Genomic DNA, 13,036 nt, shown 5'->3' with positions numbered 1-13,036 from the left:
ACGAGGGGGGCGCGGCCCGCGTCGTGCGTCCCGGCCGCGGGGGCGACGGGGAGGGCCCCGGCGACGGGGAAGCACAGGGGCGCGCAGGTGCAGGGGGTGCGGGGAGGCAGAAACGGCGGGGGAGTCCGCCCGGGTGGCGCGCGGGGGAGTCCGCCCGGGTGGCGCCCGGGGAAATCCGCCCGGGTGGTGCCGGCTTGTGGCGACCGGGGCACGACAACGTTGTCTGCACGGACTGCCCCCGACTGTACCGGCGAGACGGACAACGATGTCAACCCAGTCGACGCGTCCGCTCCCGCTCGCGCCGGCAGCCGTCCGGGCGGCGCGGCACGCGGTCTTCCGCTCCGCGGCCGGTGCGCGCTAGCCTCCCCGAGGCTTGTGCGACCCGTGGTGCGACCCCGTCCCGAGGAGGGGCCGCGTCATGCGCTTCCGTCCCCTGTCCCTGCTGCTGGCCGCGGTGCTCGCGGCCGGCGGCGCCACGCCCGCCCTGGCGGCGACCGCCGCGCCCGACAGACCCGCGCCCGCCCTGGTCGCGGATCCGACCCCGTACGTCGACCCGCTGATCGGCACGAAGAACGGCGGCAACGTCTTCCCCGGCGCCGTCGTGCCGTTCGGCATGCTCTCCTTCAGCCCCGAGAACACCCGGGGCGACGCCACGAGGACCGCCGCGCCCGGCGGCTACCAGTACGACGCCACGCGCGTCCGCGGCTTCAGCCTGACCCACATGTCCGGCACCGGCTGCGCCGGCGGCAGCGGCGACGTCCCGTTCTTCCCGTACCCGGGCGAGGTCACCGCCTCGCCCGCCGCGGACACGAAGAACGCCGTCTACGCCTCCGACTTCCGCCACTCCGACGAGACCGCCGAGCCCGGCCGCTACAAGGTCGGCCTCGCCTCCGGGGTGACCGCCGACCTCACGGCCACCGCGCGCACCGGCTCGGCCCGCTTCGCCTACCCGGCAGGCAAGCCCGCCTCGCTGCTGATCCGCACCTCCGACTCCGAAGCAGGCTCCACCGCCTCCACGGTCGCCATCGACCCGGCCCGGCGCACCGTCTCCGGCTCCGTCACCTCCGGGGACTTCTGCGGCTACCTCGACCCCGAGGGCCGCCGCGCCTACTACACCCTCTACTTCACCGCCCGCTTCGACCGCGCGTTCACCGCGACCGGCACCTGGCAGGACGACCGGCTGACCCCGGGATCGACCTCCGCGTCCGGCGGCACGGGCGGCTTCGCCCAGGGCGGACGGCCCGTGCCCGGCAAGGGCGCCGGCGGCTACGTCGAGTTCGCCCCCGGAGACGGCCCGGTCGGCGTCAAGGTCGGGATCTCCTATGTCAGTCCGGCCGGCGCCGCGGCGAACCTGGCGGCCGAGAACCCGCCGAAGCGCTCCTTCGCGTCCGTCCAGAACGCCGCCCGCCGCGCCTGGCGGGACCGGCTGGCCGCCGTCCGGGTCGGCGGCGGCACGGACGAGGAGCGCACCGCCTTCTACACCGCGCTCTACCACGCCTCGCTGCACCCCAACGTGATCAGCGACGCCGACCGCCGCTACCGCGGCCCCGACGACCGGGTGCACGCCGTCGCCCGCGGCCACCGGGCCCAGTACGGCACCTTCTCCGGCTGGGACGTCTACCGCGACCAGGTGCAGCTCCTCACCCTGCTCGATGCGCGCACCGGCTCCGACGTCGCCCAGTCGCTGTACGAACTGTCCCGGGAGAACGGCGGAGTCTGGGACCGCTGGCTGCACGGGGCGAGCGGGACCCACGTCATGAACGGCGACCCGTCGCCCACCGCGCTCGCCGGCATCCGCGCCTTCGGCGGCGCCGACTTCGACCTGCGCGGCGCCCTCGCCTCCCTGGTGAAGGCGGCCACCGTGCCGACCGCGCAGGACCTTTCCGCGGCGGGCAAGCCGGTGCTGTCGGCGGGGCAGCGGCCCTCCCTGGACAAGTACCTGAAGCTGCACTACATGCCGTCCGTCTCCAACGCCTGGGGCGGCGCCGCCGAGACTCTGGAGATGTCCACCGCCGACTTCTCCCTCTCCCAACTCGCCGCCGCAGCCGGGCAGAAGCACACTGCCGCCGCCTTCGCCGCACGCTCCCAGTGGTGGCAGAACAACTTCGACGTCGCCGCCGACCCCTCGGGCGGCTACATCGCCGACCGCACCGCGGACGGCAGTTGGGCCCGCGGCTTCACCCCGGACACCGGCAGCGGCTTCGTCGAGGGCACGGCCGCCCAGTACACCTGGATGGTGCAGCACGACCCGGCCGGCCTGTTCGCGGCCATGGGCGGCCGCACGACGGCCCTCGCCCGGCTGGACTCCTTCTTCCACAACGCCGACGGGAGCTGGGCGTTCACCGGCAGCGGCGGGACCAAGTCCGAACTGGACAACGAGCCCTCCCTCAACGTCCCCTACCTGTACGACTACGCGGGCGCCCCGTACAAGACGCAGGAGACCGTCCGCGCCGCCATGCGCCAGTTGTGGTCGACCCAGCCGGGCGGCATCCCGGGCAACGACGACCTGGGCGCCATGTCCGCCTGGTACGTCTTCTCCGCGCTCGGCATGTACCCGCAGGTCCCCTCCCGCGCCGAACTCGTGCTCGCCTCACCGCTGTTCCCCCGCGCCGAGATCCACCGCCCGCACGGCCGGGACATCTCCGTGCGCGCCCGGGGAGCGTCGGCCGGGGCGCCCTACGTGCGGTCGCTGACGGTGAACGGCCGCGTCAGCGAACGCCCGTGGCTGCCGGCCTCCTTCGTCCGGGACGGCGGGCGGCTGGACTACACCCTGTCGGCCGCCCCCGACCGCGCCTGGGGCAGCGCCCGCTCGGCCGCTCCGCCCTCCTTCCGGCGGGGCGAGCAGCCCTACCAGATCGGCGTCGGCCCGACCTCGGCGACCCTGGCGCCCGGCCAGAGCGCCAAGACCGTCGTCCGGGCGCGGTCGCTGCGCGGCGGCCGCGGGCCCGAGGTCCGCTTCCGCGTCCAGACCCCGCCCGGCGTCACCGCCAGCCCCGCCGAGGGCACGGTGACCGGCGGCGCGCAGGAGATCGCCCTCACCGCAGGCCGGGACACCGCGCAGGGCTTCTACGACGTGAAGGTGACCGTCGCCTACGGCGGCGTCTCGTACACGCAGCCGGTGACCCTGACGGTGGCGGCCCCCGGCTCGCTGCTCGCCGCCTACGACGACACCGGCGTCTCCGACGACACGGGCGACCACGCCGAGGCGGACTACGACGGCGGCGGCTGGAGCTACTCCCGCCAGGCGCTCGCGGCGGCCGGGCTCGCCCCCGGCGGCCGGGGCGCGGTGGACGGCCTCGCCTTCACCTGGCCCGACTCGCCCAGCGGCCGCCCGGACAACGCGGCCGCCGCCGGGCAGACGATCACACTGCCCGACTCCCCGTCCGCACTGTCCTTCGTGGGCAGCGCGGTCAACGGCGACCAGCGGGCCCAGGCGACCGTCACATACACCGACGGCACCGCCGGCAGCGCCGACGCGTCCCTCACCGACTGGACCGTCGGCGGGGGCGGCGGCGCCGTCCAGTACGGCAACGAGGTCGTGGCCAGGACGCCGTACCGCAACGTGTCCGGGGCCGGCCAGGACCCGGTGGCCACGTACGTCTTCGCCACCCGGCCCTTCCAGGCCCCGGCGGGCAAGCGCATCGCGTCGGTGACCCTGCCGGACGACGCCGACCTGCACGTGTTCGCGCTCGCGGTGCGGTGACCGGCTGAGCGACGCGAAGGGGCGGGCCCAGCGGGCCCGCCCCTTCGTCGTGCGGCGCGTGGATCAGGCCAGCAGCTCCACCTCCGCCAGCGTCGACGAGCCGTCCAGCACCAGCCGGTACTTGGCATAGGCGCCCGGCGCGGAGACGGTGAACGGCCGGGTCTGCCGGTCCCAGGCGAAGGACTGCCCGGAGCGTCGGTCCAGCGTCTTCCAGTGCGTGCCGTCGGACGAGCCCTGCAGCTTCCACCCCGTCGGCGCCTTGGTCCGGTCGCCCGAGGAGGTCAGGGTGTACTGCACCACCTTGACGGCGCCGGACACCGGCAGGTCGGCCGAGGTCACCGTGGCGTCCGTGGCGGAGGTGTCGTCGAACAGCGCGCCGTCGCCCTTCAGCACGTCCGCCCGGGGGGTGGGCGCCGCGCCGCCCTGGGTGATCGACACCGGCGCCGCGTTCCGCCCCGTGCCCCATCGCGAGGGCCGCGGGCCCATGGCGAAGTCCAGGACCCCGCCCTTGGACAGCAGCGCGTGCGGGAGGTTCGTGGAGTTCCAGGGCCGCCCGTTGAAGCGGACCCCCTGGACGTACACGTTCCGCGCGTTGTTCCTCGGCGCCCTCACGACCAGGTCACGGCCGTTCTCCAGGTGGACGGTCGCCTTGGTGAACAGCGGCGAGCCGATGCTGTAGTCCCCGCTGCCCATGACCAGCGGGTAGAAGCCGAGCGCGGAGAACAGGTACCAGCCGGACTGCTCGCCGTTGTCCTCGTCGCCGTGGTAGCCCTGCCCGATCTCGCTGCCGAGGTAGAGCCGGGAGAGGACCTCGCGGATCTTCTGCTGCGCCTTCCAGGGCTGACCGGCCGCGTCGTACATGTACGCGACGTGGTGCGCCACCTGGTTGGAGTGGCCGTACTGGCCCATCCGCACGTCGCGCGCCTCGGTCATCTCGTGGATGACGCCGCCGTAGGAGCCGACGAACTGCGCCGAGGCCGTCTCCGGGGTGGCGAAGTAGGCGTCCAGCTTGTCCGCGAGACCCTTCTGACCGCCGTACAGGCCGGCCAGGCCCCGGCTGTCCTGCGGGGCGGTGAAGGCGTAGCCCCAGCCGTCGGTCTCCGTGTAGTCGTAACCCCACACGCGGGGGTCGTACTTCGAGGGGTCCAGGCGCCAGTCGCCCTGCGCGTCGCGGCCCTGGAAGAAGCCCACCCGGCGGTCGAAGAGCTTGACGTAGTCCTGGGCGCGGTTGAGGAGGTACCGCGACTCGTCCGCGTAGTGCCGCTGGCCCGTCTTGCGGTACAGCGCCTCGCCCATCTTCGCGATGCCGTAGTCGTTGACGTAGCCCTCCATCGCCCACGACAGGCCCTCACCGGTGTCGGTGGTGGTGTAGCCGAGGAACGGGGAGGTGCTCATGCCCTTGCGGCCCACCCCGGAGGACGGCGGCACGACCGTGGCGTTCTTCAGGGCCGCGTCGTAGGCGGCCTTCGCGTCCATGGGCACGCCCTTGACGTAGGCGTCGGCGAACGCCACGTCCGAGGAGGTGCCGGTCATCAGGTCGGCGTAGCCGGGGGAGGACCAACGGGAGGTCCAGCCGCCGTCCTTGTACCCCTGCACGAAGCCGTCGGCCATCTCGCCGGCCTTCGACGGCGTCAGCAGCGAGTACGCCGGCCAGGTGGTGCGGTAGGTGTCCCAGAAGCCGTTGTTGACGTACACCTTGCCGTCGACGATCTTCGCGCCGGTGTGGGTCGGGGTGTCCTGGCCGGGCATCGGCGAGAAGGGGGAGGCGTACCGGTCCTTCCCGTCGACCTTCTCGAAGCCCGAGTTCGGGTACAGGTAGAGCCGGTACATGCTGGAGTACAGCGTGGTGAGCTGGTCGGGCGTGGCGCCCTGCACCTCGACCTTGCCCAGCAGCCGGTCCCAGGTGCGCTGGGCGCGCGCCTCGACGGCGCCGAAGGAGGTCCCGTCCGGGATCTCCCGGCTCAGGTTGTCCTTGGCCTGGTCCACGCTGATGAGGGAGGTGGCCAGGCGCAGGGTGACGGTGCGGTCCGAGCCCGCGTCGAAGCGCATGTAGCCCGTGACGCTCTTGCTGGAGGCGTCCTTCACGGGCTTGTCGAAGACGCCGTAGACGAAGAGCCGGGTGGCGCCGGTGGACAGCCCGGACTTCACGTCCGAGTAGCCGGTGACGACGCCGTGCTCCTTGTCCAGGGTGAGGCCCGCCTGCTCGGTGACGTTGTCGAAGACGACGCTCGCGTCGTCGCCCGGGTAGGTGAAGCGCAGCGCCGCCGCGTGGTCGGTCGGGGTCATCTCGGCCTTGAGGCCGTTCTCGAACCGCACGCCGTAGTAGTAGGGGCGCGCGGTCTCGTTCTCGTGCCGGAAGGGCAGCGCGCGGGCGGTGCGGCCGGGGTCCGGGACGCCGGACGCGAGAGACGGCATCACCTGGAAGGTCTGCCGGTCGCCCATCCAGGGGCTCGGCTCGTGGCTGGCGCTGAACGCCTGGATGGTGGGGAGGTTGTCGGCGTTGTTGGCCCGCGCGTAGTCGTACAGCCAGCTCAGCGAGGACGCGTTGGTCACCGGCGTCCAGAAGTTGAAGCCGTGCGGCAGGGCGGTGGCGGGGAAGTCGTTGCCGCGTGAGAAGCTGCCGCTGGAGTTGGTCCCGCGGGTGGTCAGCGCGTAGTCGGACAGGTGCGCCTTCGGCTTCTCGGGCGCGGCCCGGTCCAGGGAGACGTCGTCCAGCCAGCCGCGGAACTTGGCCGGGCCGCTCGGAGAGTCGTAGCCGAGGAGGACGCGGTCGACGGTCTTGCCGGCCGCGACCGAGCCGATTCGCGAGACGACGTTGTTCCACTGGTTGACGTAGAGCGCCTTGGACGCGCCCTGCCCCCGCGGGCTGAGCGGGAAGCCGTGCTGGTCGACGGCGCCCAGCGAGCTGAGGTAGGTGCCGTCGGTGAAGGCGAGGTCGACGGCGACGTTCGTGGCGTCGTAGTCGCGGTCGCCGTCCGCCATCGACGGGTAGAGGCGGTACGACAGCCGGGTGTCACGGGAGACCTTGACGTTCACGTCGAAGATCTTGTTGTAGGAGTAGGCCCGCCCCTTGGTCGTGTGCCGCCCGGCGTAGCGCAGCGCGCGGGCGCCGGTGAAGCCCGCGCCCGCCTTGGCGGTCGGCGAGCCGCTCGGGCCGTGGTCGACGAGGGACAGCATGTCCTGCGGCACGGTGCCGCCGCCGTCGCCGGTGGAGAACTGCACGTCGGCGAGCTGGAGCGCGTCGGCGGCGCCGTTGTTCGCCGTGACGTCGAGCCGGAAGTGCCGGTACTCGGCGGGCTGGGCGAGGTCGTACGTCGTCGTCTGGTACCGCTCGGAGAACGAGGCGCCCGTACGGGTGTCGAGGGTCTTCCAGTCGGCGCCGTCGGCGGAGCCCTGGAGGGTCCAGTCCTTCGGGTCGCGCTCGGCGTGGTCGTTGGCGGACGTGAGGGCGTAGCGGGTGATCCGTACGGCCTTGTCGAGGTCGAACTCGACCCAGCCGGTGGGCTTGAACGTCAGCCACTTGGTGCTCGGCTCGGCGTCGACCAGGTTCTCCTTGACCTCGCCCGCGCCGGTGTTCTCGCCGCTGGCCCGCAGGTCGGTGACGTGGTCGTCCACGTTGCCCGGGATGCCGGTGCTGTAGCCGCCGTCCACCCCCGAGGCGCGCTTGCCGCCGTCCGGCGCGGTGTCGACGGTGTTCAGCCAGTCCGGCGCCGGGTCGCCGGACTCGAACGAGGACGCGAACTGGCGCTGGGCCGCTGGGGCCTTGCCGGGCAGCGCGATCGCCGCCCCCTGGGAACCGGCGGCCATGACGAAGGCGGCCGCCAGGACGACCGCCGGAGTCCATCTGTGCCGTGCTCTGCGCTGCATACGAGGGCACCCTCCCTGGTTCTCCATGACGTCGGACAACGTTGTCAATCCCGACGCAAGCTCCAGTAGGGAGTCAAGTGCGCAGTGGTGTCAAGGGTGTTGGGTGCGGCATGAGGGCGGGACGTCCTGGATAATTCCGTCAAGGCGCTCACAGCGGGCTCGCGTTTTCCGTGAGGTCTCAACTCGGATAAGACCGACAGGGAACCTTGCGTTCGATCTTGCTCCGCCTGCGGGAAGTGGACTATACCTGTCGGCGTCCGCGAAGCCGTGCGATCGGCCGGAAGCGGGCCTGGGGGGAGCCGGAAAGGTGGTGTGACGTGCGAAACGCGTCGGCCTCCTTGTTTTCCCGGCGATCCCGGTAGAAGACGCACCGAGTACTTTCTGCACGAACCAGCTTGGCCTACCGCGGTGCCCGGGAGGATCCGGTTCACCGCCTGAGTCCTGGAGAAGGCGAGGACTTGCGCATGGGATCCACTTCCGCCGAGAACCACGGGGGCGTCGGCCGCCGCGACCTGATCAAGCGGTCCGCGGCCCTCGGTCTGGCCTCCGTACCCGCGATGAGCCTGCTGTCCGCGTGCGCCAGCGGCGGTGGCGGCGGGCAGGGGAAGGCCAAGGAGGGCAAGAAGACCGCGAAGAACCCGCTCGGCGTCAACGAGAGCGCGAAGATGGAATTCGTCCTCTTCGACGGCGGCTTCGGCCAGGAGTACGCGCAGGACGCCACCAAGATCTACCAGAAGGACTTCCCCAAGGCGACGGTGAAGTTCTCCGCCACCCAGAAGATCCAGTCGACGCTCCAGCCGCGATTCAACCAGGGCAATCCGCCGGACCTCATCGACAACTCCGGCGCCGAGCAGATGGACATGGGCGTTCTCGTCGGAAAGAACCAGCTCACCGACCTGACTCCGCTGCTGGACGCGCCCTCTTACGACGACCCGGCCAAGAAGGTCCGCGACACCCTGCGGCCGGGCATCGTGGAGATGGGCCAGTTCGACGGCAAGCCGGTCTGGATCTTCTACTACGCCTACACCGTCTACGGCGTCTGGTACTCGCAGAAGGCCCTGGACTCGCTGGACGAGAAGTACCCCGAGACCTGGGACGAGATGCTCAAGGTCTGCGAGAAGGCCAAGAAGAAGGGCATGGCCGGCTGGACGTACGCCGGCAAGTACCCCTACTACCTGCCCTTCTCGCTCTACCCGATGATCGGCAAGGTCGGCGGCCGGGAAGTCCTGGACGCCATCGACAACCTGGAGCCCAACGCCTGGAAGCACCCGGCCGTCAAGGCGTGTCTCGAGGCGTACTACGAGCTGTACAAGAAGGGCTACGTCCTCAAGGGCACGCCCGGCCTGGACCACATCCAGTCGCAGACCGCCTGGGCCAAGGGCAATGCGCTGTTCATCCCGAACGGCTCCTGGGTGGAGAACGAGTCCGCCAACGTGATCCCGAAGGACTACAGCCTCGCGGTCTCCGCGCCCAGCGGCCTGGACGGCTCCGACAAGATGCCGTTCGGCACCATGTGGGCCTCCGGCGGCGAGCCCTTCATCGTCCCGGCCAAGGCCGCCAACGCCCCGGGCGGCATGGAGCAGCTCCGCATCATGCTCAGCGAGGCGTCCTCGAAGAACTTCACCTCCAAGGTGAAGTCGCTGACCGCCTACAACGGCGGCACCGACGGCATCGAGCTGACCCCGGGTCTGAAGTCGGGCGTCGCGGCGCTGGCCAAGGCGGGGTCCAACGTGGTGAACCCGCGCCTCCAGGACTGGTACGTGCAGCTCCAGAAGGAGAAGATCGGTGTGGCCGGCCTCGGCGAGATGATGGCCGGCCGCCTCACCCCGGCGGAGGCCGTCAAGAAGATCCAGGGCTTCGCCGACGAGACCGCGAAGGACACGTCGATCAAGCACTACAAGCACCAGTGAGGGCCCGTCACCAGGGCCTGCCCGCCGGGCCGGACCGGCCGCCGGGCGGGCCCTGGCGGCATCGCCCGCCCTCCAGATCGGGGTAGTTGGCAATGCAGCACGGCAAGTACCGGTTCATCGCGGGGTTCCTGGCGGCGCCGCTGGGGCTGTACGCGCTCTTCGTCGTCTGGCCGTTCGTCCAGTCCATCTACTACTCGTTCACGGACTGGACCGGCCTCAGCCCCGACTTCAAGATGGTCGGGTTCGACAACTACCGGCGCATGTTCGACGACGAGATCTTCTGGAAGTCGTTGCAGCACAGCCTGCTGTTCGCCCTGGTGCTGCCGGTGGTGACGCTCGGTCTGGCGCTGTTCTTCGCCTTCATGATCAACGTCGGCGGGCGGCGCCGCAGGGGCGGGCCGGTGATCACCGGCGTCCGCGGCTCCGGCTTCTACAAGATCGTCTACTTCTTCCCGCAGGTGCTGTCCATCGCCATCGTCGCCCTGTTGTTCGCTTTCGCGTACAACCCGGACAGCGGCGCCGTGAACTCGGTGCTGCGCGGGATCGGGCTCGACAGCGTGCAGCCGCTGTGGCTGGGCGACCCGGACCTCGCCCTGTGGTGCGTGATGGCGGTGCTGGTCTGGTCGACGGTCGGCTTCTTCGTCGTCCTCTTCTCCGCCGGCATGGCCTCCATCCCGGCCGACCTGTACGAGGCCGCGCTGCTCGACGGCGCCGGGCGGTCCACCGCCTTCTTCCGGATCACCCTGCCGCTGCTGTGGGACACCGTGCAGTCCGGCTGGGTCTACATGGGCATCCTCGCCCTCGGCGCGGAGTCGTTCGCAGTCGTGCAGATCATGACGACCGGACCGGGCGGCCCCGACTACTCGACCACCGTCATGGTCCTGTACGTGTACCAGAAGGCGTTCCGTGACGGTCAGGCCGCCTACGCCACCACGATCGGCGTCGCCCTGCTCGTCGTCACGCTGGCCTTCGCGGCCGCGGTGATGCGGCTGGGCAGGCGCGAGCGGCTGGAGTTCTGACCATGAAAACGACCGAGCCCCCCGCCCCCGTCCCGGCCGAGCCCCGGGCGGCGGCCGCCCGGATCGGCGCCCCGGCCGCCCCGGCGCCCCGCCGGAAGCCGGAGGGCGGCGTCCTCAACGGCTTCTCGCACGGCATCCTGGTCATCTGGGCGATCATGGTCGTCATGCCGCTGGTCTGGGCGGTGATGACGTCCTTCAAGAGCGACAGCGCGATCTTCGGCTCGCCCTGGTCGCTGCCCGACAAGCTGCACTTCGACAACTGGGCGCGGGCGTGGAACGACGCCCACATGAGCGAGTACTTCCTCAACACCGTGCTGGTGGTGGGCGGTTCGCTGATCGGCACGCTGGTGCTGGGGTCGATGGCGGCGTACGTCCTGGCCCGGTTCGACTTCCCCGGCAACCGGTTCGTCTACTACCTCTTCGTGGGCGGCATGAGCTTCCCGATCATGCTGGCGCTCGTCCCGCTGTTCTACGTCGTCAACAACATGGGGCTGCTCAACACGATCCACGGGCTGATCCTGGTCTACATCGCCTACTCGCTGCCCTTCACGGTGTTCTTCCTGACGGCGTTCTTCCGCACCCTGCCCACGTCGGTGGCCGAGGCGGCCTTCGTGGACGGCGCCTCGCACACCCGGACGTTCTTCCAGATCATGCTGCCGATGGCCAAGCCGGGCCTGATCAGCGTGGGGATCTTCAACTTCCTGGGGCAGTGGAACCAGTACATGCTGCCGACGGTGCTCAACACCGATCCGGACAAGCACGTGCTCACCCAGGGACTCGTCCAGTTGGCGGTCAGCCAGGGCTACAAGGGCGACTGGTCCGGCCTCTTCGCCGGCCTGGTGATGGCGATGCTGCCGGTGCTGGCGGCGTACGTGATCTTCCAGCGCCAGGTGGTGCAGGGACTCACGGCGGGCGCTCTCAAGTAGCGGCCGGGACGGCCCGCGCGGCGCCGGGGAGCGCCGGGGAGGCCCTGGGGTCCGCACGGCGACGCACGCCGTGCCCGCGGGCGGAAGCCGCTCCTGGTCGCCGGGGGCGGCTTCGTCCCGCCTCTACCACGCGCCCGCCGCGGTGTCAGCGGTCGGGAAGGCTCTCGATACGGTTCAACCTCTTGACGGGAGGCGACCCTAACGGCTCATCTTAGAGTTCACTAGTTGGACATGGACGGGGCCTCGCCGAAGCGGCCCCGCGCTCAGGAGGTCGTCGTGGAGACTCCAGGCTCGCAGTCGTCGCTGCACCGAGCCAACCTGGAGCGGGTCGTACGCGCCGTGCGCCTTGCCGGATCCCTCACGCAGGCGGAGATCGCGCGGACCACCGGTCTGTCCGCGGCGACCGTCTCCAACATCGTGCGCGAGCTGAAGGACGGCGGAACGGTGCAGGTCACGCCCACGTCCGCGGGCGGCCGCCGGGCGCGCAGCGTGTCGCTGAGCGGGGACGCCGGGATCGTCATCGGCGTCGACTTCGGGCACACCCACCTGCGGGTCGCGATCGGCAACCTGGCCCACCAGGTGCTCGCCGAGGAGTCCGAGCCGCTGGACGTGGACGCCTCCTGGAGCGAGGGCTTCGACCGGGCGGAGGAGCTGGTCAACCGGCTGATCGCGGCCACCGCCGTCGACCGCGCCAAGATCGCGGGCGTCGGCCTCGGCGTGCCGGGCCCGATCGACGTGGAGTCCGGCACGCTCGGCTCCACGGCCATCCTGCCGGGCTGGACCGGCATCAGGCCGGCCGAGGAGCTGCGGGGGCGCCTCGGCGTGCCGGTGCACGTGGACAACGACGCCAATCTGGGGGCCCTGGGGGAGCTGGTGTGGGGCAGCGGGCGCGGGGTGCGCGACCTGGCCTACATCAAGATCGCCAGCGGGGTCGGCGCGGGGCTGGTGATCGACGGCAGGATCTACCGCGGCCCGGGGGGCACGGCGGGCGAGATCGGGCACATCACCCTGGACGAGGGCGGCCCCGTCTGCCGCTGCGGCAACCGGGGCTGCCTGGAGACCTTCACCGCCGCCCGGTACGTGCTGCCGCTGCTCCAGGCCAGTCACGGCGCCGATCTGACGATGGAGGGCGTGGTGCGGCTGGCGAGGGACGGGGACCCGGGCTGCCGCCGGGTGATCGCCGACGTCGGCCGGCACGTGGGCAGCGGCGTCGCCAATCTCTGCAACCTGCTCAACCCGAGCCGGGTGGTCCTCGGCGGCGACCTCGCGGAGGCCGGTGAGCTGGTCCTGGGGCCCATCAGGGAGTCCGTGAGCCGCTACGCCATCCCCAGCGCGGCTCGCAGGCTCTCGGTGCTCCCCGGGGCGCTCGGCGGCCGCGCCGAGGTGCTGGGCGCGCTCGCCCTGGCGCTCAGCGAGATGGGCGATTCGACCCTTTTGGACGGAAGTGCGCTGGGCACCCTCCAGCCCGTCGCTCTGCCTTCACTTAGATAACGGATGGCATCGTTGCCATCTCGTTAAGGATTTACTTCTTGACCTCGCACGTGCGGCCGAGTTGACTTCCAGCCACCTCGGCCGCAACGACGCGGCCTCGTCAGGGAGGTTTGAAGAAGT

General features: G+C 71.2%; 6 protein-coding genes. 5 read left to right on the top strand and 1 reads right to left on the bottom strand.

The window, feature by feature from the left end:
* The first annotated feature begins 418 nt into the window (after positions 1 to 418).
* Positions 419 to 3,703 (top strand): GH92 family glycosyl hydrolase, encoded by a 3,285-nt coding sequence (locus tag ABZ861_RS19855; RefSeq protein ID WP_361631795.1) that lies wholly within the window; start codon positions 419 to 421, stop codon positions 3,701 to 3,703.
* Between the two features lie 63 nt (positions 3,704 to 3,766).
* Here the strand turns inward: ABZ861_RS19855 and ABZ861_RS19850 are convergent, their stop codons facing one another.
* On the bottom strand, positions 3,767 to 7,570 hold the full coding sequence (locus ABZ861_RS19850) for a GH92 family glycosyl hydrolase (RefSeq protein WP_361631793.1): 3,804 nt from the start codon (positions 7,568 to 7,570) through the stop codon (positions 3,767 to 3,769).
* A 464-nt stretch (positions 7,571 to 8,034) separates the two neighbouring features.
* Between ABZ861_RS19850 and ngcE the strand changes: the two genes are divergently transcribed.
* The 4 genes from ngcE (at position 8,035) to ABZ861_RS19830 (ending at position 12,916) form a co-directional block, all read left to right on the top strand.
* On the top strand, positions 8,035 to 9,480 hold the full coding sequence (gene ngcE / locus ABZ861_RS19845; protein WP_361631791.1) for an N-acetylglucosamine/diacetylchitobiose ABC transporter substrate-binding protein: 1,446 nt from the start codon (positions 8,035 to 8,037) through the stop codon (positions 9,478 to 9,480).
* Between the two features lie 92 nt (positions 9,481 to 9,572).
* Entirely contained in the window at positions 9,573 to 10,499 is a 927-nt protein-coding gene (locus tag ABZ861_RS19840) for a sugar ABC transporter permease (protein WP_361631789.1), read from the top strand.
* A 2-nt stretch (positions 10,500 to 10,501) separates the two neighbouring features.
* Complete coding sequence (locus ABZ861_RS19835) at positions 10,502 to 11,425, top strand: carbohydrate ABC transporter permease (RefSeq protein ID WP_361631787.1); 924 nt, start codon at positions 10,502 to 10,504, stop codon at positions 11,423 to 11,425.
* A 276-nt stretch (positions 11,426 to 11,701) separates the two neighbouring features.
* Complete coding sequence (locus ABZ861_RS19830; RefSeq protein ID WP_361631785.1) at positions 11,702 to 12,916, top strand: ROK family transcriptional regulator; 1,215 nt, start codon at positions 11,702 to 11,704, stop codon at positions 12,914 to 12,916.
* The last annotated feature ends 120 nt before the right edge of the window (positions 12,917 to 13,036 follow it).

It is taken from the genome of Streptomyces sp. NPDC046985 (assembly GCF_040644415.1).
GTDB lineage: Bacteria > Actinomycetota > Actinomycetes > Streptomycetales > Streptomycetaceae > Streptomyces.
The sequence above is the reverse complement of the archived record's forward strand: the minus strand, read 5'-3'. Positions and strand labels throughout refer to the sequence as shown.

What these genes read in the sequence shown, in the direction of transcription:
- ABZ861_RS19855 (WP_361631795.1), top strand. Translation starts at nt 419, where the DNA reads ATGCGCTTCCGTCCCCTGTCCCTGCTGCTGGCCGCGGTGCTCGCGGCC.
- ABZ861_RS19850 (WP_361631793.1), bottom strand. Translation starts at nt 7,570, where the DNA reads ATGCAGCGCAGAGCACGGCACAGATGGACTCCGGCGGTCGTCCTGGCG.
- ngcE (WP_361631791.1), top strand. Translation starts at nt 8,035, where the DNA reads ATGGGATCCACTTCCGCCGAGAACCACGGGGGCGTCGGCCGCCGCGAC.
- ABZ861_RS19840 (WP_361631789.1), top strand. Translation starts at nt 9,573, where the DNA reads ATGCAGCACGGCAAGTACCGGTTCATCGCGGGGTTCCTGGCGGCGCCG.
- ABZ861_RS19835 (WP_361631787.1), top strand. Translation starts at nt 10,502, where the DNA reads ATGAAAACGACCGAGCCCCCCGCCCCCGTCCCGGCCGAGCCCCGGGCG.